General features: G+C 60.9%; 22 protein-coding genes. 11 read left to right on the forward strand and 11 right to left on the reverse strand.

Features of this window, described 5'->3' with window-relative positions; genetic code table 11:
* Window positions 1-1,052: 1,052 nt before the first annotated feature.
* From GR212_RS20605 to GR212_RS20620, 4 genes are all read right to left on the reverse strand, one after another.
* Window positions 1,053-1,952 (reverse strand): N-acetylglucosamine kinase, encoded by a 900-nt coding sequence (locus GR212_RS20605; protein ID WP_163988833.1) that lies wholly within the window; start codon window positions 1,950-1,952, stop codon window positions 1,053-1,055.
* Window positions 1,953-1,965: 13 nt separating this feature from the next.
* Window positions 1,966-2,970 (reverse strand): SIS domain-containing protein, encoded by a 1,005-nt coding sequence (locus GR212_RS20610; protein ID WP_163988835.1) that lies wholly within the window; start codon window positions 2,968-2,970, stop codon window positions 1,966-1,968.
* Window positions 2,971-3,096: 126 nt separating this feature from the next.
* The gene (locus GR212_RS20615) at window positions 3,097-3,864 is read right to left on the reverse strand and encodes a GntR family transcriptional regulator (RefSeq protein ID WP_163988837.1); all 768 of its coding nucleotides are present in this window, start codon (window positions 3,862-3,864) and stop codon (window positions 3,097-3,099) included.
* Window positions 3,864-4,901 carry a Gfo/Idh/MocA family protein gene (locus GR212_RS20620; RefSeq protein WP_163988839.1) on the reverse strand — a complete coding sequence of 346 codons (1,038 nt, stop codon included), beginning with the start codon at window positions 4,899-4,901 and terminating at the stop codon, window positions 3,864-3,866. Before GR212_RS20620 ends, GR212_RS20615 begins: the two co-directional genes overlap by 1 nt.
* A 186-nt stretch (window positions 4,902-5,087) precedes the next feature.
* Between GR212_RS20620 and GR212_RS20625 the strand changes: the two genes are divergently transcribed.
* The 4 genes from GR212_RS20625 to GR212_RS20640 all read left to right on the forward strand — a co-directional run bounded on the left by GR212_RS20625 (window position 5,088) and on the right by GR212_RS20640 (window position 9,282).
* Window positions 5,088-6,353, forward strand: a complete 1,266-nt coding sequence (locus GR212_RS20625; protein ID WP_163988841.1) for an ABC transporter substrate-binding protein — start codon at window positions 5,088-5,090, stop codon at window positions 6,351-6,353.
* 91 nt (window positions 6,354-6,444) lie between these two features.
* The gene (locus GR212_RS20630; RefSeq protein ID WP_163988843.1) at window positions 6,445-7,332 is read left to right on the forward strand and encodes an ABC transporter permease subunit; all 888 of its coding nucleotides are present in this window, start codon (window positions 6,445-6,447) and stop codon (window positions 7,330-7,332) included.
* Between the two features lie 12 nt (window positions 7,333-7,344).
* On the forward strand, window positions 7,345-8,229 hold the full coding sequence (locus tag GR212_RS20635; protein WP_163988845.1) for a carbohydrate ABC transporter permease: 885 nt from the start codon (window positions 7,345-7,347) through the stop codon (window positions 8,227-8,229).
* A gap of 45 nt (window positions 8,230-8,274) precedes the next feature.
* Window positions 8,275-9,282 carry an ABC transporter ATP-binding protein gene (locus tag GR212_RS20640; protein WP_163988847.1) on the forward strand — a complete coding sequence of 336 codons (1,008 nt, stop codon included), beginning with the start codon at window positions 8,275-8,277 and terminating at the stop codon, window positions 9,280-9,282.
* Window positions 9,283-9,459: 177 nt separating this feature from the next.
* Here GR212_RS20640 and GR212_RS20645 read toward each other — a convergent pair whose 3' ends face one another.
* Both GR212_RS20645 and GR212_RS20650 read right to left on the reverse strand, forming a co-directional pair.
* Entirely contained in the window at window positions 9,460-10,749 is a 1,290-nt protein-coding gene (locus tag GR212_RS20645; protein ID WP_163988849.1) for an ROK family transcriptional regulator, read from the reverse strand.
* A 13-nt stretch (window positions 10,750-10,762) separates the two neighbouring features.
* Window positions 10,763-10,975 (reverse strand): hypothetical protein, encoded by a 213-nt coding sequence (locus GR212_RS20650; protein ID WP_163988851.1) that lies wholly within the window; start codon window positions 10,973-10,975, stop codon window positions 10,763-10,765.
* Window positions 10,976-11,394: 419 nt separating this feature from the next.
* On the opposite strand from GR212_RS20650, the gene GR212_RS20655 reads away from it, so the two are divergent.
* The 7 genes from GR212_RS20655 (at window position 11,395) to GR212_RS20685 (ending at window position 19,434) form a co-directional block, all read left to right on the forward strand.
* Window positions 11,395-12,405, forward strand: coding sequence for an ABC transporter ATP-binding protein (locus tag GR212_RS20655; RefSeq protein WP_163988853.1), 1,011 nt, complete (start codon window positions 11,395-11,397; stop codon window positions 12,403-12,405).
* A 12-nt stretch (window positions 12,406-12,417) separates the two neighbouring features.
* Window positions 12,418-13,290: an ABC transporter permease gene (locus tag GR212_RS20660; RefSeq protein ID WP_163988855.1), complete on the forward strand. Its 873-nt coding sequence runs from the start codon at window positions 12,418-12,420 to the stop codon at window positions 13,288-13,290.
* Window positions 13,287-14,096, forward strand: coding sequence for an ABC transporter permease (locus tag GR212_RS20665; protein ID WP_163988857.1), 810 nt, complete (start codon window positions 13,287-13,289; stop codon window positions 14,094-14,096). Before GR212_RS20660 ends, GR212_RS20665 begins: the two co-directional genes overlap by 4 nt.
* 27 nt (window positions 14,097-14,123) lie before the next feature.
* Window positions 14,124-15,170, forward strand: coding sequence for an extracellular solute-binding protein (locus GR212_RS20670; protein WP_163988859.1), 1,047 nt, complete (start codon window positions 14,124-14,126; stop codon window positions 15,168-15,170).
* 107 nt (window positions 15,171-15,277) lie between these two features.
* Window positions 15,278-17,254: a primary-amine oxidase gene (locus GR212_RS20675; RefSeq protein ID WP_163988861.1), complete on the forward strand. Its 1,977-nt coding sequence runs from the start codon at window positions 15,278-15,280 to the stop codon at window positions 17,252-17,254.
* Window positions 17,255-17,309: 55 nt separating this feature from the next.
* The gene (locus GR212_RS37160) at window positions 17,310-18,095 is read left to right on the forward strand and encodes a DUF2182 domain-containing protein (RefSeq protein ID WP_163988863.1); all 786 of its coding nucleotides are present in this window, start codon (window positions 17,310-17,312) and stop codon (window positions 18,093-18,095) included.
* A 121-nt stretch (window positions 18,096-18,216) separates the two neighbouring features.
* Window positions 18,217-19,434: an MFS transporter gene (locus GR212_RS20685; protein ID WP_163988865.1), complete on the forward strand. Its 1,218-nt coding sequence runs from the start codon at window positions 18,217-18,219 to the stop codon at window positions 19,432-19,434.
* Between the two features lie 47 nt (window positions 19,435-19,481).
* Here the strand turns inward: GR212_RS20685 and GR212_RS20690 are convergent, their stop codons facing one another.
* The 5 genes from GR212_RS20690 to GR212_RS20710 form a co-directional block, all read right to left on the reverse strand.
* Window positions 19,482-21,227: a GMC family oxidoreductase gene (locus GR212_RS20690; RefSeq protein WP_163988866.1), complete on the reverse strand. Its 1,746-nt coding sequence runs from the start codon at window positions 21,225-21,227 to the stop codon at window positions 19,482-19,484.
* 52 nt (window positions 21,228-21,279) lie between these two features.
* Window positions 21,280-22,428: an ABC transporter substrate-binding protein gene (locus GR212_RS20695; RefSeq protein ID WP_246725833.1), complete on the reverse strand. Its 1,149-nt coding sequence runs from the start codon at window positions 22,426-22,428 to the stop codon at window positions 21,280-21,282.
* Between the two features lie 64 nt (window positions 22,429-22,492).
* Window positions 22,493-23,491 (reverse strand): ABC transporter permease, encoded by a 999-nt coding sequence (locus GR212_RS20700; protein ID WP_246725834.1) that lies wholly within the window; start codon window positions 23,489-23,491, stop codon window positions 22,493-22,495.
* Window positions 23,488-24,477 (reverse strand): ABC transporter permease, encoded by a 990-nt coding sequence (locus tag GR212_RS20705; RefSeq protein WP_163988868.1) that lies wholly within the window; start codon window positions 24,475-24,477, stop codon window positions 23,488-23,490. Before GR212_RS20705 ends, GR212_RS20700 begins: the two co-directional genes overlap by 4 nt.
* A complete protein-coding gene (locus GR212_RS20710) occupies window positions 24,474-26,033 on the reverse strand; it encodes a sugar ABC transporter ATP-binding protein (protein ID WP_163988870.1) in 1,560 nt (519 codons plus the stop codon). The genes GR212_RS20705 and GR212_RS20710 overlap by 4 nt, the downstream gene beginning before the upstream one ends.
* Between the last annotated feature and the right edge of the window lie 409 nt (window positions 26,034-26,442).

Here is a 26,442-nt window from a genome sequence, read left to right on the forward strand (position 1 = left end):
ACGCCGAAGGGTGCGATTTCAAACCCTGATATTGTTCGGGGCGTTGCAGCCCGATCGGCATAATTGCTGGTCGGGTTTCGTTCTAATTGTGTAGGCGTTCCAAAACAGACGGAGATCGAACGACCGGATTTAGCGCCGCCCCGAGAATTGTGGAGCAGTGGGGGCATTGCAGAGTGACAGCCTTGATGATGCCCTGCGTTCCATACGGGGTTGCCGCATCAATGGGCTCATAATGCAACTGTTGGACATGTTGGTTGCAGTTCGGGCATTTGGCTTTTGAATTCATTGCATTTCCCTCATGAAGGTGCCGATACGCGGTCAGTCGGCCTGATATCGGATAAGTGCCATCCGGCGCGAATGAAGCTCATTCTGTGCCATTGTGATCTCGTATATCTGTTTTTCGTCATGTATCGTTAGTTCGCTGAGGTAATTACTCAGTATCGCCGAGACCTTGAGCTGGAGAATAGCATACGTTGTTCCAAGTTTTGCAAATTCCTCTATGTCGTCTTCACTCACTTTTCCAATTTTCACCGATTGCGCCAATATTAATCCCCATAAACTAGAAAAATACATGGTATGAGAGCATAATGATGCGTGCCGCGCAAGATAATACTATCGGGGATTCGGATGGCGCAGCTGCCCTGAAAGCGATCAAGGGAACTCGGTGCGCGTGAACGGAAATCCCAAAGGCGCGCCAGAATTCCGGCGTCGGGGCTGCGAAAAAGGGGCGAGGTGCCAAGCGCTAGATGTGCGTTCCGCTTCTCTTTGAATTGCGCAAACGCTCCATCCTTTTGTTTTCACGCAACTCCAGACGGAAACCCGCTATCCGCTTTTGCTGGAATTGCGCCAGCCGCGCTTGACAGGCGGGAGAGCCTCGCGGGCGCGGCTCCTGCCGGTCAAGCAATTCTCAAGGATCGTGAGCGTCGGCATGGGGGAGCGCAAAGCTGTCCGCGCCCACCGCCATTTCTGCAGCAACGGTCATGCCGTCGGCGTTTCAAAAGCGAGCTGGCTGAAACCGCGGTCAATCCCGCATGCATCGCCGCCAGACGCTTCTACGAGATGGTTTCCAGTGCGCGGCGAGCGAGGAAGACTGCGCCCTCAACGGGCGGGATGGTCAGTTTATGGATCCGCAGATTCGGATGCCGTGCTGATACGTGGCGCCTGAAGGCATCGAGAAGCGGCGGCTGGTTGACGATGACGCTGCCGGCGACCACGATGTCGGTTGCGACTGCGCCGCGCGTCAACAACTGATCGACCAGTGCGGCCAGATACTGTGCGCCTTCATCGATCACTTGCGCTGCGAGTGCCGATCCTGCGGCAGCGGCAGCGAAAACCGCCGGGCAATGGGGTGCCCAGTTGTCCGCGGTGGGCTCGTCGTTGACCTTGCGTGTCAGCCGTTCGGCATCGGCCACGCCGAAATCGCGGATCAGGGCCTTGAGCAGCCCGTCGTCCGGCTTGCCTTCGTCGAGGGCACGCAATGCTGCGCGCGTCGCCTCGCGCACGAGGGCCGCCGCGCCGCCTTCGTCGCCGATGACGGAACCCCAGCCGCCGGTTGCCAGATGGGCGCCGGCGGAATCGGTTCCGACCCCGATTGCGCCGGTTCCGGCAATGATGCCGATCCCGTCGGGAAAGCCGCCGGCCAATGCGATCAGTGCCGCATCGTTGACGATGATTGGGCTGAGGTCGTGGGCGGCAAGCGCCGTCTGTAGCTCATGCGCCGTTTCCGGCCGGTTGATGCCTTGGGCGCCGAAGGCCATGGCGGCAACGCGCGCGCCGTCAGGGATATGCGGCCTGATGCGCTCCACGATCCATTGCGCAGCGAGATCGGCGGGCTCGGCATCCCATTCGCGGCTGTGCAGGATCGTGTCCAGCAGGCGCCGTCCCCGTCTGTCTTCGATGACGAGATGCGTCTTCGTGCCGCCGATATCCAGAGCAAGCAGGCAGTCCATCATAGCTTCATTCCCGTCAGGCGACTTTGGTATCGTTGTTTTCGAAGACGAAGGCATCGGGGTCGAGCCCGCGCGCGATTGCCGTTTCGACTGCTAAGGTCTGCATGACCAGTGCCTCGACAATAGGCCGCTGCGCCGGCGAGAGGGAAGGGACCGCGACATGGGCGAGATGGTTTTCCTCGCAAATGTCGAGCGGGCTTGCGAGAATGACGTCGTGACCTGCGCGGGCGAGTTTCTGGGCAAGCTGCACCTCGCGTTCCTCGCCGAAGATGATGTGCACCCCACGGCCAGCGGATTCCATCGCGCCATGCAGATATTGGCGGGTGGCCATGCCGGTTGACGGGATACGGGCGATCTCGCGCAGCAATAGCGCGCCGACCTCGGCGGAACCGGCGGACGCCGCAGATCCGACGCAATCGACGTAATGCGCATCCTGAAGCGGGGCGATCAGCGCGCCGATCCTGCTTGCGAGCGTTTTTTCCACCACGCGGAAGGCGTCGGACAATTGAAGCCATGTGCTGTCGATTTCGCCAGCGTCCCAGGCCTCAGCCAGCATGCCGAGCGCTGCGACCGTGGCTGTATAGCCGATGGTCGACGCATAGCTGTCCGGAATATTGCCAAGCGACAGATGGGCGGCAGATATTGTCTCGATCGGCGAGTTATGGGCGTTGACGACCGAAAGACGCAAGCGCTGGTCGACGGTTTGCAGGGCTGCCAGGGTCTCCGAGCTTTTTCCGCTCTGCGACACGCCGACAAGCGGATGCGGTGTCACCGGAAAGGGGAGCGGGTGCTCGCCGGCATTGAGGCGCCAGCTGTGAATGCCGCGGCTCCTCAGGGTCCAGACGGCTGAAGCACTGGCAGCGAAGCTCGCGCCTATGCCGAGGAAGATCGGGCCTGGCCCTTGAAGGAAGTTGCGGCCTTGCAGGACGCGAATGTCCTCTGCGAGCGCCGCCACAGCATGGGAAAGGGCATCGGCCTGCGTTGCACGGGCGTCTGCGAGAGGGATATATCCTTTGGGCAACTGGTTTCTCCTTGCTTGCGGATAAACGGGGGCTCGCGCGGGCACGCGAGCGCCAGCGGCAATCCATCGTCGATTGTCGTAGGGGCAGGGCTTGCCTGCCGCGGTTTGTTCTTGCTTGTCCGGGCCTCAGACGCCCGCTTTGGAAAGGCGGCTGAAGGAGGTCCTCAGGCGATACCGATCACCGGCATATCGTATGGTCGACGATATCAGGGGTCTGCCCGCAATATCCTCGATGAGTTGATACATGGTGAGGATCGGCATCCCGGCCTCTATTCCCAGGTGTTTTGCAGTTGTCGTATCGGCTCCCTGCGCCTCGATGGTCGATTCCGCCCGGCTGAGCTCGATCCCGGCATCGCTCATGATCCGAAAGAGCGAGGCCGTGGTGAAATCGGCCGTGGACAGCTTCAGCTCGCTCAGGGCAGGAAAATAGGAGCTGTCTATGGCAACGGGCACGCCGTCGAGCTTGCGGATGCGCACCAGGTGAAAGAGTTTCGAACCGGGTGCGATCGAAAGTTCTTCCGCCTGGTCGAGCGTTGCCGATGCTTCTTCGGCTCTCAGAACATCCGAGGATGCCTTCAGGCCGAGACGGGCCGCGGTTTCGCTGAAGGACTCCAGCGTTTGCGGAAACTCCTGATGCGCCTCCATCGCCACATACCAGCCCCGACCATGGGAGGACACCAGAACGCCGCTGCTGACCAGGCTCTGCAATGCGCGCCGCAGCGTCACGCGACTGATCGCCAAACGGTCGATCAGGTCGCGTTCCGGCGGCAGGCGGCTGCCGGGCGCCAGCTTTCCTGCCGAGATTTCGCGGGAAATGGCTTTGGCAGCCTGCAGCCACAGCGGCTCGGGAGAATCCGATTGAAGCGGGGCGACCGCGCCGTCCATCTTGACCATCAGCTTATCGTCACCTTTTCCCATACCTTGGTCCGCATCGAACGGTAGCAGGCATCCAGGATACGGTTTACCACCACGCCGTCCTCGAAGGTTTCCAGTGGCCGAGTTCCGGCGGCAAAGCAATCGACAAAATGGCGCATCTGCTGCGAAAACCCGTAGGCGCGCGTCTCTTCCGGCACCGGATAGACCCAACCGGTATCGGCATTCGCCTTTTCCACAAGATAGCCGACCGGCTTCTCGATGAAACCCCATACGGGCCCGACGGAGCTGTCGGTCACGATGCGGCCGGCCGAGCCGACCAGTTCATGGCGCAGTTGCATGCCGCCCTTCTCGATCCAGGAGGATTCGATGGTGGCGAGCTGGCCGCCGGCGAATTTCAAAAGCGCGATCGCGGTATCTTCTCCGGTCGTCTTGTCGGCGTGAGCAAGGGTAGCCCCCCAGGCCATCACTTCGACGACGGGATTGTCCTTGCCGAAGAAATGCCGGGCCGATTCGACCGTATGGCAGCCCATGTCGAGCAATGCGCCGCCGCCGGCCGTTTCCGCATCCCAGAAATGCGGGGCATGCGGCCCGGAATGCGCCTCGCGGGCCCGCATGGTCAGGAGGTCGCCAATGCCGCCGGCCTGCACCATCTGATAGGCCTTGGCGATATTGGGCGAGAAGACCGAGCTTTCGGCATAGCCGTGCCAGACGCCGGCATCGAGCACGACCTTCAGCATTTCCGCGGCTTCCTTTTCGGTGCGCGCAAGAGGCTTGGTGCAGACGACGCCCTTGCCGTGACGCGCAACGGTTCTGACGGCTTCAAGATGAATTTCATTCGGCAGGGCGATGACGACAAGCTGCACGGCAGGGTCGGCACACAGGGCATCCATGTCCTGGTAAGCCGTAACGCCAGGCCCCCATTTCCTCGCAAATTCATCCGCGCGTTCGCTGTTGCGCGAATAGCAGGCGACCAGTTCGCCGTTGCGCACGTCGAGCAATGAATCCGCATAACAATCGCCGATGAAGCCGGACCCCAGCAGGCCAACACCAATCATCAAATCATCCCCCCAGCATCCGCGGTTCATGAAATACCATATGAGATGATTGAATACCACGTATGACAAAAATTGAAAGAGAAAAAACATCTTGTCACATATTGTATTGAGATGTATCTTCCATCCGTTCGTTGCGGACCGGACAAGGTCGCGCAATCCAAGCTTAAAAAGAGGGGAGAATTTCAGATGCGTTCGAAGCATGCGTGTATCCAGGGCGTGGTGACGTCGCTGGCCGTTGCGCTCATGGCGGGCAGTGCGCTTGCCGCTGATGCGGTGACGATCAAGCTGGGAAGCTGGCGTACGGAAGACATCGCCGTCTGGCAGGACAAGCTGCTGCCGGCGTTCGAAAAGGAACATCCGGAGATCAAGGTCGAATTCGCCCCGATCAATACCAATGAATACAATGCGGCCATCCAGTCGCAGATCGACGCTGGCGCCGGTCCGGATCTGATGACCTGCCGCCCCTTCGACGTCAACCGGGAATGGATCCGTCGCGGCTATTTCGAGCCGCTCAAGGACTTCGCTCCGATCAAGGATTTCAGCGATACGTCGAAGGCCGCCTGGGCCGACGGCAAGGGCGAGCCCTTCTGCCTGCCGATTGCAGCCGTGCTTGCCGGCTTCTACTACAATGTCGATATCTTCAAGGAACTGGGCCTCGAGCCGCCGAAGACGGCGGACGAATTCATCGCAGTTCTTCAGAAGATCAAGGACAATGGCAAGTACACGCCGCTTGCCTACGGCTCGGCCGAATCCTGGCAGCTGGCCTATAACGGCCTTTACAATATCGGTCCTTCCTATTGGAAAGGCGAGGAGGGCCGCCAGGGTCTGATCAACGGCACGAAGAAGCTGACGGATCCGGATTTTGTCGCCGCCTTCAAGGCCTTCGCCGCCTGGCGGCCGTTCATGCCGGACGGTCAGGCCAGCCTTCAATACGCCGACATGACGCAGTTGTTCACGATCGGCCGCGCGGCTATCCTGCCCGACGGGTCATGGAACATCAATCAGGTGACGGCAACCGGCCTCAATGTCGGCGTCTTCGGCCCGCCGACAGCGACAGCCGATGGCAAGCGCTATCTGCAGGAAATGCCCGACATGGCGATCGGCATCAATGCCGCCGGCAAGCACAAGGATGCCGCCAAGGTATTCCTGACCTGGCTTGCCAGCCCCGAATTCCAGGAGCTCTATGTCAACGAAGCTCCCGGCTTCTTCGCCATGGGCTCGAAGCCGGTCACCTACAAGAATGAGTTGGCGCAAAAATTTGCCGACCTGAAGAAGGGAGCCGAGCTTACGCCGCGTCTTGCTCTCGATCGCCTGAGTGCCGGCAACCCGCCGCTCGACGATGAGATCTGGCGCGTGCTGCAGGTTATGATGACCAGCGACAAGCTGACGCCCGATACCGCCACCAGCGAGCTGCAGAAGGGTCTCGACTCCTGGTACAAGCCGCAGAACTAAGTCTCTTGGGCCCGCGTGTCGTCCTTCGCGGGACGGCGTGCGGGCCCTTTTCGTATCTAAGACGTTCATACAGGAATGGGAGGCCTTCCGAGTGATACGCCCAATTACCGCGCGCATCAGCTTGGCGCTGTTCGTTTTGCCGGCGCTGGCGATCTATGTCGCCTTTGCCGTGTTGCCGCTGGCTCTTTCCATCCTGATGAGCTTTTTCGATACCAAAAGCTCAACGGGGCGTGTTTTTGTCGGATTGCAGAATTACTACTATCTGTTCACGCACCCCGTCACGAGCGCCCGGTTCTGGAATGCGCTCCTGAACAATATCGAATATTTCGCCATCCATCTGGTCGTCGAGGTGCCGATCGGCCTGCTGATGGCGGCACTCCTGACATCAGGCCTTTTGCGCCGTTCGGAAGGCGTCTATCGCACGCTCCTCTTCATTCCGGCCACGCTGTCCGTCGTCATTGTCGGCTTCATCTGGCGGCTGATCATCAATCCGCTCTGGGGGCTCGTGCACTTTCCGCTGCTCGGCAATGAAATGACGGCATTGCCGACGATCTCGCTGATGTCGGTCTGGCAATATGTCGGCATTCCGATGATCTTTCTCTACAGTGCCCTGCTGGCCGTCCCCGAGGATATCGTCGAGGCAGCCCGCATCGACGGTGCCAGTAACTGGCGCATCTTCTGGGGCATCAAGTTTCCGCTGATCGCGCCGCAGTTCGGGCTGATCGTCATCCTGACCTACATCTGGACCTTCAACGGCTTCGACCTCGTCTTCGCACTGAACGGCGCAGCACCCGGCCCGAACTACAGCACGGATATTCTCGGAACCCTGTTTTATCGCACCTTCTTCGGATCGAGCGGGCAGGTCGCCGATATCGACCTCGGTGCAACGGTAGCGACGGTCATCTTCCTGATCATTCTTGTCGTGACGGCTGTCTATTTCTGGCTCGTCCAGCGCCGCCTGAAGCCGCATCAGATCTGAGGAGGATCAGGCATGACCATAACATTATCCGATGAGAACGCCGCCCGCACCGCACGCAAAAGCAAGGATGCGCGCGCATGGACCGCAGACCGGATCGTCGTGCACGCGCTGCTGATTTTCTTTGTCCTGCTTGCCATCGGCCCGATCCTGCTCGTCATCATGAACTCGTTCAAGACGACGCCGGCGATCTTCGGCGGCCCCTTCGATCCGCCGACGATCAAGACCTTCGGCATCGATGGATATCTGCGCGTTTTCACGCGGGGCAACTTCCTGCTGAACTATCAGAACAGCCTGATCGTCACCGTCGTCACCATCGCGCTGACAATCGTCACCGCAACGCTGGCCGCCTATGGTCTTGTCGAATACAAGGTGCGGCTAGCACCCGTGCTCGGCGGGTTGTTCATCGTCGGCATCATGCTGCCGATAAGGCTCGGCACCGTGCCGATCCTCGAGATCATGATTTCCTGGAACCTCATCGATACATTGGCGGCATTGATCCTCGTCTATACCGCGATGAGCATCCCGATCGCCGTTACGCTGATGGTCGCCTATTTCCGCACGGTCCCGACCGAGCTGAAGGAAGCAGCGCGCATCGACGGCGCCGGTGAATTCCGCACCTTTCTGATAGCACTTCCCGTCGTCAAGCCGGGCCTTGCCGCCGTTGCGACGCTGACGATGCTGCCGGTCTGGAACGACCTGTGGTTTCCGCTCGTCCTCGCGCCGAGCAAGAACAATCAAACGGTCACGCTCGGCGTGCAGCAATTCGTCGGCCAGTTTCTGAGCGACTATCCGGCACTGCTTGCGGCGCTGACGCTGGGCGCCGTGCCTTTGATCGTCCTGTACGTGATCTTTTCCCGGCAGTTCATCAAGGGCCTGAGCCAGGGTGTCGGCAAGTAGCATCCCGTATCGTCATCCTCACAAAATTCCGGAATGGAGCACCCCATGGCCGACGTCAAAATCAGCAGTCTCTACAAGCGCTATGGCGCAGTCGAAGTCCTGAAGAACATCAATCTCGAGATCAGATCGGGCGAGTTCGTCGCCTTCGTCGGCCCCTCAGGCTGTGGCAAGTCGACCTTGCTGCGCTGCATCTCCGGCCTGGAGCCGATTAGCGACGGAACCCTGGAGATCGGCGGTCGCGTGGTCAACGATATCGGCCCTTCGCAGCGCGGTATCGCCATGGTCTTCCAGTCCTATGCGCTCTATCCGCACAAGACGGTCTACGACAACATGGCCTATTCGCTGCAACTGCAAAAACTGCCGAAGGACCAGATCGACAGGATGGTCATGGCGGCTGCGGAGAAGCTGCAGCTCGTGCCCTACCTGAAGCGGTTGCCCAAGGCTCTTTCGGGCGGCCAGCGCCAGCGCGTTGCCATCGGCCGGGCCATCGTGCGCAATCCGAAGGTCTTCCTGTTCGACGAACCTTTGTCCAATCTCGATGCTTCGCTGCGCGTGCAGATGCGCATCGAGATCGCCCAGCTCAACAAGAACCTCTCCGATACGGCCATGATCTACGTCACCCACGATCAGGTCGAGGCCATGACCATGGCGGACAAGATCGTCGTGTTGCGGGATGGCGTGGTGCAGCAGGTCGGCTCGCCGCTGGAGCTTTACGAGAACCCGCAGAACCTCTTCGTCGCCAAGTTCATCGGCTCGCCCGAAATGAACTTCATGACCGGCGAGGATGCCAGGGGCTACAGGGCCGAGACCGTCGGCGTGCGCCCGGAGCATCTCACCATCGACAGCTCGGGAGGCGCGTGGTCGGGTACCGTCATGCATTCGGAAAACCTCGGGTCCGACTCCTACATCTATATCGACATGGGGGGCACAAAGCCGATCATCATCCGTCAGGAGGGCAAGTCGGACTATCGAGCCGGGGAGCGCCTTTCCTTTTCGCCGAAGGGGGATCGATATCACCTCTTCGATGCCGGCGGTCGCCCGCTGACGCATTGAGTGGCCCCGATTTTCCCGCCGCGGGCTGCATGCGGTCCAGCGTGAGAGCTTTCCGAGCTTTCGGGGCGGCGGCATCCGCATTCGGCATTGGCCTTGATCGGATTCACCCCGTATGGCTGGAAACTCCCGGCGAGCAATATTGAAACGCTCTTTGATAATTGGCGCGAATCGAATCGCTCACTGCCAGGCGGAATCAAAGCCAAGGGCGGCGAGTGCGGGATTGGCCGCCATCGGCGTATCGGTCGTGGTCGCCCGCCATGAGGCGCTGGAGGAGCCGGGCAGCATGGCAACTGCGATCGGCAATGCCGCCGCGCCGAGTGCCGGCATTTCGGCGGCATGTTCGGCGGGCATCAGGCGTGGCAGGCTGCTCGCGTGCCGATGGGTCATGGAGGGGAGCAGCGGCGTTGCTGCGGCGATGAGGCCTTCCAGGAGTTCGCCGGGCAGGCCGCTCCCGATGACGATGGTATCGGGGTCGAACATGGCTTCGACGTTGCGGATGGCGATGCGCAGATATTGGCCCGCTTCCTGCTGCCAGGCGAGCAGCCGCGCGTCGCCGGAGCGGTGGCAGGCGACCAGTTCTTCCGCCGGGACCTCGTCCGGCGTGCGGGTTGGCCCGCAAATGGTCTCCGCGGCAGCGTAAAACGACACATATTGCTCCAGGCAGCCGCGGCTGCCGCAGGGGCAAAGTCGTCCGCCGGGCTTGACGATCATGTGGCCGATTTCGCCGGCGCCGCCGAACGCGCCACGATACGGGTGGCCATCCATGATCAGGCCGCTGCCGATCCCGAGGTTGAAATGCAGGTAGAAGAAGCTGCGCGCGATGCGGCCGATGCCATAAAGGCTCTCGCCAATGGCCGAAACGGTCGCATCGTTTTCGACAAAGGTTTTGACGCCGGTCAGCTCTTCCAGCTTTGCCACCAGTGGGAACTTGGTCCATTCGTCCGCTTCCTGCACCTTGTCGTACCAGAAGGTGCCGTTTTCCACCGTGCCCGGCACGCTGCAGCCGATGCCCCAGATTTTATCTCGCCCGACGCCTGAGGTTTTCAGCAGCCGATTCGCCAATGAGCCCAGGGCCTCGGCGATCAAATGCGGCTCGCGTTCGACAAGATCGCAATCCTCGCCGGCGACGACCTCACCGGTCAGATCGACCAGCATGCCGGAGAGCCGCCGATAGGCAAGGGACAGGCCGATCGTGTAGCCGCCGGCCGGATCGAGGGATAGTTCGACGGCTGGCTGCCCGCGTTGCCCCACACGCTTGCCCTGTTGCCGGATCAGGCCGGCGACTTCGAGCTCCGAGGCTATGTTGGAAATGGCCTGAACGGTCAGGCCGATCGTTTGCGCCAGCTCCATGCGGGTGATGGGACCGCTGCGGCGTATGGCGTCGAAAACCGCGCGACGGTTCAGCGCCCGGGTCTGTGTGAGATTGGTGCCGGGCATTGCGCCGTCACGGTCCATTGAATTGAGCATGCATGGTCTTTCGTCAAAGCTTTTGTTGCAAGATATTCAAAAAGCGTTTAATTAAAAAGTGTTGTGTTAATGCGTATGCGGATGCCTGCAAGAGGAGCGTCTGGCGGCATCCGGCGATGCTCGAAATGATGTGCGGGTATTCCTGTGCATGATGGCGGGCAGGCGGCGGCGCACGGCGATTGTGAGCGAACGACCGGTGCTCGCCGTCGCCGGGCACAGAAAACAAGCAACAGCGAATCCTGGACGAAGTGGATCTATCCTGACGGCTTCAATGTCTTCGAAAATTAAGTAACGAAATAGTTATATAAAGATCGCGGCACCTGCGTTCACCGTCGCTTGACGGCGAGCTGCGATCGTCGTTGAAACGCTATTGCCATGAACTCCCGCAGCCTCCCCAGAGATGCTGCAGCTGGAGGCGTTGCCCTGTTTTCCTTATAAAAATTGCGCGCTAAATCAATAATTTATATCCATATCTTCGCTCGCGCGACAGCTTGCGGCTGGGCCGGGAGCCGCTGAAGCACAGGCTGAAAAATCCAGTGATCTATTTTTGAAAGCAGGAGGCCATACGCCGCTTGACAGACGAATTTTGTCGCTGTTAGCTATTCACCAAATAGTTATTTATAAAAAATATGAGGGGCATGAAGCATGCGGTCTATGATCGACATCGAGGATGTATCAAAGTCCTTCTCGACAAGGGCCGTCGGTCTCGTGACCGCGTTGAACACGATCAACCTTTCGATCCGCGACAATGAGTTTTTCACGCTGCTCGGCCCATCCGGCTGCGGGAAGACGACGTTGCTGCGCCTTATCGGGGGATTTGAAGCGCCGACCACGGGAAAGATCCGGATCGACGACATCGACGCCGCCTCGCTGCCTCCGCAAAAGCGGCCGGTCAACACGGTGTTTCAGAGCTATGCTCTCTTCCCGCATATGACGATCGCTGAGAACGTGGCCTTCGGTCTGGAAATGCGCCGGGTGCCGAAGGCGGAGATCGATCAGCGGGTGCGTGAAGCGCTGAGCATGGTCCGGCTCAACAATTACGCCTCGCGCAGCCCGCGCCAGCTTTCCGGCGGCCAACAGCAACGTGTCGCGCTGGCAAGGGCGCTTGCTCCGCGCCCCAAGGTGCTGCTGCTCGACGAGCCGCTCTCCGCTCTGGATCTGAAGCTGCGCAAGGAAATGCAATCGGAATTGAAGCGCCTGCAGCGGGAGACCGGCATTACCTTCGTTCTGGTCACGCACGATCAGGAAGAGGCCCTGGCAATGTCCGATCGCATCGCCGTCATGTCGGCGGGCAGCGTTCTGCAGGTCGGGGAGCCGAGGGGCATATATGACAATCCGCAAAGCCGTTTCGTGGCGGACTTCATCGGCGAGTCCAATGTCATCCCCGGCGCTGTTCTCGGCCGGGATCCGGCCATCATGGTTGCCGTGCGCCCGGAGCGGATTGTCGTTTCGCCCGCCGCCGGTGCAGGCAAGGGGCGCGCCCGGGGAACCGTAGCCTCGGTCACCTTCCTCGGCCTCGATACGCTCTACGAGGTTGCGCTGGACGGAGGCAGCAAAGTGCGCAGCCGCTGCCGCGATATCGAGCCGCCCCTGACCGCAGGCCAATCCGTCGTTGTCGATTGGCCGAGTGGCGTCGAACGCCACCTGGTTGACTGAGGGAGCGGGCGCATGAACGAAAACCGCAGTTTGGCTCTGATCGCCCCGGCCTTCCTGGTCATCGGCACCTTCATGGTGCTGCCGCTCTGTATCGCCGTCGTCTATTCCTTCATGACCGCCAATCCCTATGGCGGTGTCAGCATGCCGCTGACCTTCGACGCTTATGTGCAATTCCTCTTCCGGCGTGACTTCGACGACAGTCTGATGTTCTCGTGGAGCTATGTGATCATCATCATCCGCTCGATCTACCTGGCGGCGGCAACGACCATCCTCTGCCTGGTGTTTGGCTTGCCCGTTGCCTGGTTTATCGTCTGCCAGTCGCCGGAGCGGCGGCGAATCCTGCTCTTCCTCGTGACGTTGCCTTTCTGGATCAACACGCTGATCCGCACCTATTGCTGGGTGCTGATCCTGCGCGACGAAGGGCTTGCAAACAATTTCCTGAAATCCCTTGGCGTCATTACGGATCCGCTGCCGCTGCTCTACAACGACGGCTCCATCCTTCTGGGCCTGGTCTATACTTTCCTGCCCTTCATGATCTTGCCCGTCTATTCGACGCTGGAGCGCATCGACCCCCGGCTCATCGAGGTCGCCTATGATCTCTACGCCAACCGATATGCGGTCTTCCGTCGGGTGATCTGGCCGCTGGCCAAGCCTGGCGCGCTGGTCGGCGCAAGTATCGTCTTCGCGCCGGCCCTCGGTTCGTTCCTCGCGCCCGATCTGCTCGGGGGCGGCAAGAAGCTGCTGATCGGCAGCCTCGTGCAGATGCAATTCACCACGTCGCGCAACTGGCCCTTCGGAGCGGCGCTGTCGATCGTCGTGACGGCCGGTGTCCTGCTGATTTTCCTCGCCCGTTCACGCAAGGTACCGGAGGAAGGCCGCTCATGAGAACCGCAAGATCTTTCGACTGGCGTCATACGCCCGGGCTGTCCGCCTTCACGGCGATCGTCATGCTGTTCTTCTACGCGCCATTGCTGATCCTGGTGGTCTACTCCTTCAATGCCAACCAGTTGGTGACGGTCTGGAGTGGTTTCAGCGTCCATTGGTTCGTCGATGTCTCCGCCAATGCCGATATTCGCCGCGCCGCGGTCAACAGTATCGTGATTGCCATTGCCGCGACCATCGCCTCGACCCTGATTGCGACGGCTGGGGCGCTGGCGCTCGAACGCGGCAAGCTGAGGCATGGCCGGGCGACGGTAACGGCGATGATCGCGCTACCCTTGATCGTGCCGGAGATCATCGTGGCGATCATGACTTTGATCTTCTTCTCGATGCTCGGAATGCATAACGGTCTCGTCAACCTCATCATCGCCCATACGGTTTTCTGCATTCCGTTTGCGCTGCTTCCCGTGCAGGCGCGCCTGCGCGACATGGGAGCCACGCTCGAGGAGGCCGCGCGCGACCTCTATGCCAGCGAATGGCAGCTGTTCCGGCGTGTGACGCTGCCCTTGCTGATGCCGGCGATCTCGGCAGGCGCCTTGATGGCGTTCGTCGTGTCGCTGGACGATTTCCTGATCAGCCTGATGGTGTCCGGAGCCGGCTCCACGACGCTGCCCGTCTATGTCTACGGCATGATGCGGCTCGGCGTGACGCCGGAGGTCAATGCCATCTCGACCATTCTGCTCGTCGTCTCGCTGGTTTTCGTGACGGCGTCGCTGCTGCTCGGGCGACGAAGCCAGACGGCAGAACAATAATCTCCATAAAACAACAGAGAGGGAACCATGACCAAATTGAAGAAAATGCTCTTGAGCACCGGGCTGCTGGCAAGTCTCACCTGCGCCATGCCGCATGCGGCCTTCGCCGATGCGGGCGTGCTGCATATCTACAATTGGACGGATTACACGTCTGACGAGATGATCAAGAAATTCGAGGCCGAAACCGGCATCAAGGTCACGATCGACACCTATGATTCCAACGAGACCGCGCTTGCGAAGATCAGTTCCGGGGCTTCCGGCTACGACGTGATGATCATCAGCAACGATTTCGTGCCGATTTTCGTCAATCAGGGACTGTTGCAGGATGTCGGCGTGGCCTCCATGCCGAATTTCAAGAATCTGGCGCCCAAGTGGCAGAAGCGCCCGTGGGATGTCGATGCCAAATATTCGGTCCCGTGGGTGTGGGGAACGACATCCTATTCTGTGGACACGGCCATCTACAAAGGGCCGACCGACAGCCTGAAAGCACTCTTCGAGCCTTCCGACGATCTGAAGGGCAAGATCGGCATGTTCGGCTCGCCGAGCGAGGTCATGTCGCTGGCGCTGCTCTACATGGGCAAGGAGCAATGTAACACCAATCCGGCCGACTTGAAGCAGCTGGATGCGTTGCTGCAGGCACAGAAGCCCTTCGTCAAGGTCTATAACTCGGACGGGACGACCGAACGCCAGGTCTCCGGCGAGACGGTCATGCATGAGCAATGGTCCGGCAAGGCGCTTGCCGCGCGCCAGCAGAAATCGACCATCAAATATGTCTTCCCCAAAGAAGGGGCGATCGGCTGGATGGACAACGTCGCTGTTCCCAAGGGAGCGCCCGATCTCGAAAACGCCAAGAAGTTTCTGAACTTCCTGATGGATCCGGAAAACATCGCGCTGCAGCAGAAGTCGACCGGCTACCAGAGCGCGGTTACCGGATCGAATAAATTTCTGCCGCCGGACGTCGGCAACTCGCCGGAATTCAACCCTCCCGCTGATCTCAAGATCGTCTTTGCACCGTCCTGCCCGGAAAAGGCGACACGCGCCTACGACCGGATCTGGACGGACTTGCGTCAGTAATTACAGCCCATCGACAGGCCGCGTCTTGCGGCCTGTCGATGAACACGAACCGCGACGGATGGCCGTTCAGCCGGGCGCCGCCGCACAAGAACAGGGAACAGAGTACCATGAACCAGACCGTTCACCCCGCCACGGCGAAAGCCGGCGTTGCTGCACCGCCGCCGCCAACCTACCTCCAGGCTCTTTCGCCGCTGACAGCGGATGAAATCCGTGTGGTTGCCGGTGTGATCAAGGCAGATCCGGAACTCGGTCCGGACGCGCTTTTCGAGAATATCGATCTTCGCGAGCCGACGCCGGCGGAATATCGCGCCCATGTCGAGGGCAAGACCCTGCCGCGCCAGGCGCGCGTCAACGTCAATCATTTGGATCGGCCCGGTGTCTGGCAGCTGATCGTCTCGCTCGCCGATAAGGCGATCGTCAGCCGCAAGCATTTCCCGACGGCGCGCGCCGGCTTCATGGTCGAGCAGATGCTGAGCGTCGAAGTTAACGTCAAGAATGATCCGCGCTTCATCGAAGCCTGCCGCAAGCGCGGGATCGACGACATGACCGGTGTCATCGTCGATTCCTGGTCCGGCGGCAATTTCGGTCACAAGGACGAGGAAGGGCGGCTGATCTCGCATACCTTTTCCTGGCTGCGCGTTCATGAATTCGGAAACTACTATGCGCATCCGATCGAGGGCCTGAATGCGGTCATCGATGTCAAGACCGGTGAAGTTTTGCGCGTTGACGACTATCCCGATCATCCGCCGATCCCGATGACCCGCTATGACTACGATCCGGAATTCCTGCCCGCTCCGGCAGCCCCGCTGAAGACGCTCAATGTCGTGCAGCCGGAGGGTGTGAGCTTCACCATGGACGGTCATGCCATTTCCTGGGACAAATGGACGCTTGCCATCGGCTTCACGCCCCGCGAAGGGCTGGTGCTGCACGATATCCGCTATGATGGCCGCTCGGTCGTCCGCCGGGCGGCGATCACCGAACTCGTCGTGCCCTACGGTTCGCCGCTTTACGGGCATGCGCGCCAGAACATTTTCGATGTCGGCGAATATGGTTTCGGCAAGCTCACCAATTCCCTGAAGCTCGGCTGCGACTGCCTCGGCACCATTCACTATCTCGACGCCGAGGTGAACGGTATCAAAGGAGAGGCCGTCACCATCGAAAAGGCCGTGTGCATCCATGAAGAGGATGCGGGCATTCTCTGGAAGCACTGGGATTTCCGCACCGGCCGCACCGTGCTCAAGCGCGGCCGCAAGCTGGTGATTTCCTCGATCTGCACCGTCGGCAACTACGAATATGCGCAATATTGGTATCTGGATCTGGCCGGCGAGATCGAATTCGAGATGAAGGCGACCGGCATCGTCAACACCAATGCCTGCCATCCCGGCCAGCCCGACAAATATTCGACGGAGATCCAGCCGGGGCTCGGCGCGCCGATCCACCAGCATATCTTCTGCGCTCGCCTCGACATGGCCGTCGACGGCTCGGGCAACAGCGTCGTCGAGACCAATTCGTTCATGGAGCCGACAAGCGATACGAACCCTTACGGCAATGCCTTTCATGCCGAGGATACCGTGCTGAAGACCGAGCTTGGCGCTGCCCGCAGGGCGGACCTTTCCACCCATCGCGGTTGGAAGGTTGTCAATCCCAACAAGCTCAACCATGTCGGCAAGCCGGTGGGATACAAGCTGCACGCGCCCAATTGCGTCACTCCCATGATCCAGGAGGACGGCGCTTCGGGCGTGCGCTCGAATTTCATCCGCAATCACATCTGGGTCACGCCCTTCGACGAGAACGAGAGGTATCCGGCCGGCGAGTTCGTCGCGAATTCGGATGGTTCGGGTGGTCTCGCCGAAATCGTCAAGCAGGATCGTCCGGTCGAGAACACCGATATCGTGCTCTGGCATTCGTTCGGCCTGCATCACGTCGTCCGGCCGGAGGATTTTCCGGTGCAGCCTTGCATATCCTGCGGCTTCTCGCTGGCGCCTGTGGGCTTTTTCGACATGAACCCGTCGAACAATCTGCCCGATACTGTCAACAATGCGAGCGTCCTTGCCGCGGACGGCTCGAAAGGATGCTGCTGCTGATCTCCTCAAATAAGGCAGCAGCTCACATGGCGGCTTCGCGCGTCGAAGCCGCCATGTGCCTGACATCAAGTTGCGGGCGATGCTTGTGATGCACACGACGACCATGTTTCGCGATGCGCGGATGCAGGCGATCCTCCTCGGGATCGCTCTTGCAAGTGCGCTTTGCTGGGGGCTGCTTGCGACGACGATGCCGATGGAAGGCACTCTCATCTGCGACAGCAATGGAATCGCGTCGACCATACCCGCCTGGAGTGTCGGCCGGGCATCCGGCTTGCTCGCCATGTGGGGCATCATGACGCCGGCCATGATGCTTCCCGGCGCGGCCTTCGCAATCATGCAGGCGGCCTGGGAGCATCGCGGCGACCGAAAGGTCTATGCGACTGCCACATGCTTCGCAGCCGGCTATCTCCTGATCGTGCTCACCGGCGGCCTTCTCGCCGCGCTGGCGCAATGGGCGCTTGAGTCCACCGGTACGGTGATCGGCTGGACGACGATGGCCGACCCGCTGCCGAGCGGCCTTCTGCTCGTGGCTGCCGGACTTCATCAATTGTCTCCCCTCAGACGCACGTCGAAGCCGCTTTGCGGGATTTTGGCGGGCAGGGACGATGGTGATCCGGTTGCGATCGTCAAAGGCTTGCGACACGGCCGCTCTCGCTTCGGCTGCTGCGCCGGCATGATCTGCCTGCAGTTTGCCGGTGGCGCGATGAACCTCGGCTGGATGGCGTTCCTGACCGTGTGGATGTCGGCCGAGGCGGTGTTGCCGTGGAAAAAGCACGTCGCAGTTATGGCGGGGACAACCTTGCTCGTGGCCGGTGGGCTCTGTTTGGGAGCCGCGTCCTGATCCGTGTCATATTCGTGCAACGCATCTCCTTTTGGCTTTCCGATTGCCTGGGCGGCAGCGCGAAAAGCGCTTCGCATTTTCTCGAGGTCGTGCTCATGTCGTCGCAGCTTTGGAGATCATCATGCAAAATGAAGCAACGCTTGCGGCCGACAATATAGATCAGGAGCCGACCCCTGCCTTTGTCACCCTGGTGGCGATTGCCACAGGCGCCCTTGTCGCAAACCTCTATTATGCGCAGCCCCTGGTCGCCTCCATCGGTTCGGAGCTTGGCATCAGTGACCGTCTCGCAGGTTCGATCACCGGCATCACGCAGATAGGCTACGGCGCTGGCCTTTTCCTGCTCGTTTCACTCGCCGACATCGTGGAAAACAGGCGGCTGGTGCTGACGACGCTGTCGCTCACCATCGTGGCGCTGGTCGCTGCGGCTGTTTCCACGGTCGCTGTTCCCTTCCTCATCGCGTCCTTCGTCGTCGGGGTCTGTTCCACCGGCGCGCAGGTGCTGATCCCCTTCGTGTCGCATCTGGTTCCGGCGGAGCGGCGTGGCCGCACCGTCGGCAATATCATGGCCGGGCTTCTGACCGGCATCATGCTGGCGCGGCCCGCCTCGCTCTTCATCGCCGCAAGCTTCGGATGGCGTGCCGTCTTCTGGTGCTCGGCCGTGCTCATGGTGCTGATCCTCATCGCGCTCGTGCGGGTGATGCCGAAGCATCCGGCCAAAGGCAGCATGCATTACGGCAAGATCCTCAGCTCCATGGCGGGACTTTGGATGACGATACCGGCTTTGCGTTGGCGCGCTGCCTTCCAATTTCTGATGTTTGCCGCCTTCAATATGTTCTGGACCGCAGCGCCGCTGATGCTTGGCGAGCAGCTCGGCCTCAGCCAGCGTGCCATCGGATTTTTCGCGCTTGCAGGGGCAGGCGGCGCGCTTTCGGCGCCGCTGGCCGGACGCCTTGCCGATCGGGGGCATTCCAGAATGGTAACGCTCGGCTCGATGCTGCTGGTCGGTGTCGGCTTTCTGGCGACCGGCTGGGCTGCTGCGATCCCGACCGTGGTCGGCCTGGCAATCCTCGCATTCCTCATCGATGCCGGCGTGCAGGGCAATCAGGTCGTCAGCCAGCGTATCATCTTCTCAGCGGCCGGGCAGGAAAATCGCGGGCGCATCAACGCGCTCTACATGACCGTGACCTTCATCGGGGGCGCGCTCGGTTCCCTTCTCGGGACCGTGACCTATCAATGGGGCGGATGGACCGCTTCGGCCGTGGCGGGCGGCGCGCTCGGCCTGGCTCTGGTCATTCTCTTCGCTCTGCAGCAGGCAACGGAAAGCCGCCATCCGGCGTAACGGCCGGGTGGCGAAGGCATCTGCTGCGACCAGGGATTATATCGTGCTCATACGGAAGGAGAGGATGCACGCGCCTGCGTTACGGCCGCCTGGCGAGCGGCCTTGATATCGTCAGCGATCTTCTCGGCCATCATGATGACGGGCGTATTCGTGTTGGCGCGCGGGATCGTCGGCATCAATGACGCATCGCAGATGCGCAAGCCGGCGATACCATAGACTTCGCCGCTACCGCTCGTTACGGCAAGCGGATCCCCCTCCGCACCCATCTTGCAGGTCCCAGAGGCATGCCAGACGCCGCCGACGGCGCCGCTCACGAATGCCGTCAGCGCCTTGTCGTCGGCAAGCAGGTCCTTCATCTTGATGCCAAGCGTCACCACGGAATGGATGAGCCAGGGACGCAGCGCGTAGGAATGATCGAGCATGGCGCCGAACAGCCCGCGCTGGATCTGGTTGGCCATGCCCGGACCGGCAAGCTTTGCCACGCGCGGCGAATAGCTGGTTGGAAATACCGTACCACGGTGGCCGTCCATATGGCTGTCGAGCAGCGTTTCGGCGCCAAGGCGGAAGGCCGATTTCAGCCGTTCGAGATCGCGTTCGTCGGACAGCATGCGAAAGTCGACCAGCGGCTCCTCGCGGGCATCGGTGCTTTTCAATTGCACATGCCCGCGCGAATAGGCCTTGTTGACCCAGATGAACAGCGTCCCGACGCGCTGGCCGACGCTATGCCAGCCGGAGCGGGCGATGATGGCGGCGTGCATATCTCCTTCCGGCGTGCCCTTCAGGCCCGAAGAAAAGCGAAGGATGGCGTGATCATGGTGCTCATCGAGATCCCGCAGCCGCGATTGCGGCGGCAGGTATGTCGAAACGGCGGTCGAGGGGTGTTCCATGAGATTGCTGCCGATGCCCGCCTTTTCGACGGCGACGGCGATACCGAGCTTGGTCAACTGTTCGCCTGGTCCGATGCCGCTGCGCATCAGCAATGCAGGCGTATGGATGGCGCCGCAGCTGACGATGGTCTCGTTGGCAAGAAAGATCTCGGTCTTCGAGCGGTCCCTTGCATCGGAAATGACGGCGCCGGTCACACGCTTTCCGTCCAGCAGGAGTTTGTCGGCGAACCGGTCGGTCAGGATGCGCAGATTGGGACGCTTCCTGACCTCGGGAGAGAGGTAGGCGACGGAGGTCGGCACGCGTTCGCCCTTGTCGCTGACGGCGATTGCGCCGACATAGATCCCGTCCTTCCACTCGCCGTTCTGATCGGGCCGGCGTTGATGACCGCGGGCGGCCATGGTGTCGATGACGCTCTTGACGAAGGGCGACATCTTGGCCGGCGTGATGCGACGGATCGGGATCGGGCCGTCCTGGCCGTGATAGTCGTCATTGAAATCGAAATCGTGCTCCAGCTTGCGGAAATAGGGCAGGGCAGTTTCCCAGGACCATCCCTTGGCGCCTTCTGCTCCCCACTCGTCGTAGTCGCCCGGTGCGCCGCGGTTGGCAACCATGGCGTTGACGGCGGAACCGCCGCCAAGCACGCGGCCCTGTTCATAGCGGCGGGGGCTCCGGCCGGCAGTCTCACCCTTGGGAGCGCCGATATAGGCCTTCAAGTCCGCCCATATATTGCCTTCGTCGATATAGGCGCGTCCGGGATAGCGGCTGCGGATATTGTCGGGAAGGTTGCCGGCCGCAATATTGCGACCGGCTTCGACGAGAACGACCTGCACGCCGGGATTTTCGGAAAGGCGGGCGGCCAGAACGCAGCCTGCGCTGCCGCCACCGAGAATGAGATAATCGATCATGAAATGCGTCCTATGATTATCGGCATGAATGGTCGTTTGGGTATTTCAACAGTCAGCGCTTGCCGCCGAAGCGTTCCGGATAACCCGGCAGGTCTTCGCAGCCGCAAAGCGCGTAATGCAGCGGCGGCATTTTCAAATTCACGTACTGGTCGAGGTTCTCATTGGTGATGACAGGTTGCGGCAGCACCCACTTCGGTCCGGGAACCTGCTTGCCGTCTAGGATCTTCACCGCCGCCTGCAGCGCCGTGCGCCACTGGTAGGCCGGGTAGGTCGGGGCGACGCCCTTGAAGCCCGTGTTCTTCCATTTCTGCAGATAGTCTTCCTGGTCTTCGCCGGTGATGATCGGGTAGGGCTGCCCTGCATCCTCGAAGGCTTCCGCAACGGCGACGGACATGGCGCCGAGATCGACCCATACCGCATCGATCTGCCCGAAGCGGCTCAGATAATCGGAAACGACCGCCTTGGTCTTGGCATTGTCGCCGCCGGTAAATTCGCTGCCGACCGGCGTGATGCCAGCCTCCTTGAAGATGCGCATGGCGGCATCGGAGCGGGTTTCGAACAGATCGACGCCGGGTGCCGTGCGCAGCAAGAGCACCTTGCCCCCCTTCGGCAGGTTTTCGGCGATATAGCGCGCACCGGCGATGCCCCAGGCATTGCCGCCAATGCTGCTGATGGACGTAACCGGGCAGGTCGTATTGACGCTGCGGTCGAACACCACCACCGGCATGCTCTTGCAGGCTTCTTCAACGACAGGCGTCAGCGCATCCGATGTGGTGGGCGAAACGATCAACGCGTCGCACTGGCCGCCATTGATGAAGGCCTTGATGTCGGAGATCTGCTTGTCGTCGCTGTCCTTGGCGTCCGAATATTGCAGGGAGGCGATGGAGCTCTTTTCGGCATCTGCCTCCGCCTGCATGACCTTCCAGCCGACGACGCGCCACGGGTTGCTGACGCTTGCGTTGGAGAAGCACAGCTTATGCGGGCCGGCCTTCTTGTACTTGGACGTATCGACGAGACCGCCGCCGATATATTGCTCCCATGGCTTGTCGGCGGGTCCGGTCGGCGTCACCTTCAACAGCGCCTGTTCGGCGGTAAAGGCGTCGTCTGCCATCGCCGGCGGCGCGAAAAGAGCGACCGATGCCGAAAGAAGGCAAAGGCTGACGGCTATGGATAAAGGCTGCCTTGCGTGAATTGCTTTCATGTTTCCCTCCCAATGTTGGACCGGCATGGGCCGGTACGGCGTCCTCTCCCAAGGAGCGCAATTTTCAATTCGTCATTTGTCTGCGTGATGTTATCGCGGCGGCAACGATCAGAATGATGCCTTGCACCGCTACTCGCATCGGCTCGGGAAAGCCGATGAGATTGAGGAATGTAAACAGGGCGTAAAGCGACAGGGCGCCGCAGGCCGCCCCGAAGATGCTGCCGCGCCCGCCGAGCAGAACAATGCCGCCGATAACCGCTGCCGACGTCCCTTGCAGCTCGAGACCGGTGCCGACGTCGACGGAAACGCCCGAGAAACCGCCAAGCAGGATACCGGCCACGACGGCCGCCAGCGACGAGATCACGAAAGCGGCGAAACGGATCATGCGCACCGGCGCGCCGGACAGTTCGGCGGCGCGCGGGTTGTCACCGATCATCGTCAGCAATTTGCCGTATTGCGTCGAATGCAACAGGAATGCGAGCAGGGCGACGACGGCAAGCAGGACAATGACCGCGACAGGAAGGCCGCCGATGATGGGCACCGGGCGAATGACCATACGCCCGAACATGCGCAGATTGTCCGGCAGATAGCCCTGCGGCGCGCCACCGGACCACATCATCGCCGCGCCTTTGACGGAGAGCAGCGCTCCGAGCGTCGCGATGATGGACGGAACCTTAAGATAGGATACGACAAAGCCGTTGACCGCTCCGACAAGAAGGCCGAGACCGAAGGCAATCCCGATGGCCTCAGTCGTCAGCGCAGAATCACCACCGGTAATCAGCGCGCAGGCAATGACGACGAGCGTCACGAGGGAGCCCTGTGCGAGGTCGAAGCCGCCGGATATTAGCACGAAAGCCTGGCCGCAGGTGAGAATGACAAGCGGCGCGGCGCGCTGCAGCAGGCTCATCATGCCTGCCGGCGTGCGGTAGAGCGGGCTGAGGATCGCGATGCCCACGAGCAGCACCAGAAGCATGATCAGGGCGGGATTGACCCGCCGTATGGAGGCCAGCATGGGATATCGTCCCTGTGGAATGTTGAGCCTGGCAGAGAGGGACGACATCATGCGATATGCCCCTTCTGGCGGACGCTGTGATAGGCGACGGCGAGGACGACGACGGCGCCGCGCAGCACCTGCCCGAGGAACGGATCGATCTGCAGCATGTTGAAGACGGCATCGATGGTGGCAAAAAGAAAAACGCCGGCAAGCGTTCCGCTGACGCCGCCCTTGCCGCCGGCAAGCAGCGTGCCGCCGATAACGACGACTGCGATGGAATCGAGACCGTAGCCGCCATTGGCGCCGACCCATGGCGTGGCTGTTCCAAGGCGGCTCGCGAGATATAGGCCGGTGGCGGCGGCACACGCTCCCGATACGATATGCGCGGCCAGAACCACCCGGTCGGTACGAATGCCGGCGAGGCGCGCGCTGATGGGGTTGCCACCGACGCTGTAGATGCGGGCACCGGCGACCGTGCGGCGAAGGATGAAGGCGGCGATGATGCCGATGGCCGCCAGCAACAGCAGGGCGTAGGGCACGCCGCCGATCGAGTCGTAGGCCAGCGCCCGGTAGTCCGTCGGCGCCGTCGCCTGCATCGTTCCGTAGCTTGTCGTCAGAATGCCCTGAAGGATAAGGCCCGTGCCGAGCGTTGCGATCAGCGGATTGACCTTCAGAAGCGTCACAAGCAGGCCGTTTACGCAGCCGACAACGATGCCGACCAGAATAGCGGCAAGGATGCCTAGCCAGATCAGCGACGGATCCCCTTGCATGACGAAGGCGGCGACGATGGCGCCAAGACTGATCAGATGCGCCAGCGAAAGATCGATGGAGCCGACTATGATGACGAAGGTCTGGCCTATCGACACGACCCCGAGCGCGACCATGCGCTGAAGCAGCCCCATGATCCCGTCCCAGCTCAATTGCGCGATCTGGCCGGTCATGGACGCGACGATGCCATAGGCAAGGGCTGAACCGATGACGAGAACGAAGGGCAGGGCTGAGCCTGGCGCTGCGGGCCTTCTTGCTCTTGTGCTTTCGATAGGAATATCCGTCATGCCGTCTCTCTCGATCGGCCCGGCACTGACCGGTGCGATAGGACCGCGTGTTTCATGATGTCTTCCTCACTGGCTCCGGCGGGGCTTTCCGCGGCGATGCGGCCTTCGCTCATCACCACGATGCGGTCGCTGAGGCCGATCACCTCGGCAAGATCGGAGCTGACGACCAGAACGCTGCCGCCGGCGTCTGCAAAGACCCGCAGGATTGAGTAGATGGTCGATCTGGCGCCGACATCGACCCCTCGCGTGGGCTCGCACAAAACCCAGAGCCGAGGGTTGACGGCAAGCCATCGTGCGACGACGACCTTCTGCTGATTTCCGCCCGAGAGGCTGCCCACGGGCATCGCGTGGTTGGCGGCCCGAACGTCAAGCTGGCGCAACAGCGCATCGAGCGCGGGTGCGGCACAGCCACCGTTCGACGCAAGCGATAGGGCCGGTGACAAAGCCCGCCTGGTCAAGGCTGCGTTCTCACGCAGCGATTGACGAAGGCCTAGCCCTTCCGTTTTCCGGTCGTCCGGGACGTAAGCGATTTTTCGGCGCGTACCCTCGCGCGGGCTCGAGACTGCGCCCTTGCCATCCCAGTAACGAACGGTCCCGGCATCGAAGGGCTCGTCGCCGACGATCGCGCGTGCAAGTGCCGTCTTGCCCGATCCTTCAAGTCCGGCGACGCCGACGATTTCTCCCGCTTTCAAGGTCAGCGTTATGTCATGAAGATAGCGGTTTCTTCCGCCAGCGACGGTGAAAATCTCGTCACCGAAAGCTCGATCCGAACGCGGAGGAAAGAGGGTCCCGATCTCGCGACCGACCATCAGGCGGACGATCGCATCGGAGTCGGTTTCGCCTCGCGATAGATCGCCGACGAGCCGCCCGTCCTTGATGACGCAAATGCGATCGGCCAGCGCGAAGACTTCCGCCATCCTGTGCGAAATATAGAGGATGGCGGTGCCTTCGCGCCGCAGCTCCTCGATCAATTGGAATAGTTTCGCCGCCTCGGCAGTGTCGAGAGCCGCCGTCGGCTCGTCGAAAACCAGGATGCTGGCGTTCAGCGTCAACGCCTTGGCGATCTCCACGATCTGCTGGTCGGCGATAGGCAACGTGCCGGCGTGGACATCGGGGTCTATGGTCGACTGGAGGCGCGCAAGCACACGCGCCGCCGCCCCGCGCATCTGCTTGTGATCGACAATGCCAAACCGCGTCGGTTCGCGCCCCAGAAATATGTTCTGCGCCACGGTGCGATGGGGCAGGAGGCTCAATTCCTGGTGAATGATGGCAACGCCTTCGCGCTGGCTGTCGAGCGGACGCTTGAAATGCACGGGACGTCCGTCGATGCGGATATCCCCTCCATCCGGTCGATAGAAGCCTGCGAGAACTTTCATGAGCGTGGACTTGCCTGCGCCGTTCTCTCCGCAAATCGCCAGAACTTCGCCCGCACGGCAGGTCATCGAGATGCCGTCAAGGACCGTGACGGCGCCAAAACGCTTTGAAATCTCTCGCATATCCAGGCGCAACGGAAAGCCTGTCTGTCCTTGCGCGCCTGTATTGGCAGTCCTCTCCATCCCGCGCTTCCTCCAAAGCACAAATCAGCACTTGCAGCTTCCTCCGAAACTGCATCACCAAAACTCGTAAATCTTGTAACCGATCGGTTACTAGAATGCATAGGGCTCGTCGAGCTGTCAAGTAGTGTGACAGCCGTCCTGTTCGCGGCGAGGCCGGATGGCGCGACAGTGCCTATGCAGCCGAGAGTAGTGGTGATAAGGAAAGCAGGGGTGAGGTGCGGCTATATGAGAAAGATCTCAAAAACGTTGATCGGGATTCAGCATGCAGGGTGTCGTCCTGCTCGTTGACAGCGTTGCTCAGCCATGTCAGTTATGTAACTATATAGTTATTTACGGGAGGAAGAACTCATGGCGACAAGGCCGATCGGCATCATCATGCACGGCATCACCGGCCGCATGGGATATAACC

The organism is Martinezella lusitana (assembly GCF_010668395.1).
Taxonomy (GTDB): domain Bacteria; phylum Pseudomonadota; class Alphaproteobacteria; order Rhizobiales; family Rhizobiaceae; genus Rhizobium; species Rhizobium lusitanum_A.

Bases quoted from the DNA above. Each gene is read 5' to 3' on its own strand.
- GR212_RS20605 (WP_163988833.1), bottom strand. From the start codon at position 1,952: ATGATGGACTGCCTGCTTGCTCTGGATATCGGCGGCACGAAGACGCAT.
- GR212_RS20615 (WP_163988837.1), bottom strand. From the start codon at position 3,864: ATGGTCAAGATGGACGGCGCGGTCGCCCCGCTTCAATCGGATTCTCCC.
- GR212_RS20620 (WP_163988839.1), bottom strand. From the start codon at position 4,901: ATGATTGGTGTTGGCCTGCTGGGGTCCGGCTTCATCGGCGATTGTTAT.
- GR212_RS20625 (WP_163988841.1), top strand. From the start codon at position 5,088: ATGCGTTCGAAGCATGCGTGTATCCAGGGCGTGGTGACGTCGCTGGCC.
- GR212_RS20635 (WP_163988845.1), top strand. From the start codon at position 7,345: ATGACCATAACATTATCCGATGAGAACGCCGCCCGCACCGCACGCAAA.
- GR212_RS20640 (WP_163988847.1), top strand. From the start codon at position 8,275: ATGGCCGACGTCAAAATCAGCAGTCTCTACAAGCGCTATGGCGCAGTC.
- GR212_RS20645 (WP_163988849.1), bottom strand. From the start codon at position 10,749: ATGCTCAATTCAATGGACCGTGACGGCGCAATGCCCGGCACCAATCTC.
- GR212_RS20655 (WP_163988853.1), top strand. From the start codon at position 11,395: ATGCGGTCTATGATCGACATCGAGGATGTATCAAAGTCCTTCTCGACA.
- GR212_RS20660 (WP_163988855.1), top strand. From the start codon at position 12,418: ATGAACGAAAACCGCAGTTTGGCTCTGATCGCCCCGGCCTTCCTGGTC.
- GR212_RS20665 (WP_163988857.1), top strand. From the start codon at position 13,287: ATGAGAACCGCAAGATCTTTCGACTGGCGTCATACGCCCGGGCTGTCC.
- GR212_RS20670 (WP_163988859.1), top strand. From the start codon at position 14,124: ATGACCAAATTGAAGAAAATGCTCTTGAGCACCGGGCTGCTGGCAAGT.
- GR212_RS20675 (WP_163988861.1), top strand. From the start codon at position 15,278: ATGAACCAGACCGTTCACCCCGCCACGGCGAAAGCCGGCGTTGCTGCA.
- GR212_RS20685 (WP_163988865.1), top strand. From the start codon at position 18,217: ATGCAAAATGAAGCAACGCTTGCGGCCGACAATATAGATCAGGAGCCG.
- GR212_RS20690 (WP_163988866.1), bottom strand. From the start codon at position 21,227: ATGATCGATTATCTCATTCTCGGTGGCGGCAGCGCAGGCTGCGTTCTG.
- GR212_RS20695 (WP_246725833.1), bottom strand. From the start codon at position 22,428: ATGAAAGCAATTCACGCAAGGCAGCCTTTATCCATAGCCGTCAGCCTT.
- GR212_RS20700 (WP_246725834.1), bottom strand. From the start codon at position 23,491: ATGATGTCGTCCCTCTCTGCCAGGCTCAACATTCCACAGGGACGATAT.
- GR212_RS20705 (WP_163988868.1), bottom strand. From the start codon at position 24,477: ATGACGGATATTCCTATCGAAAGCACAAGAGCAAGAAGGCCCGCAGCG.
- GR212_RS20710 (WP_163988870.1), bottom strand. From the start codon at position 26,033: ATGGAGAGGACTGCCAATACAGGCGCGCAAGGACAGACAGGCTTTCCG.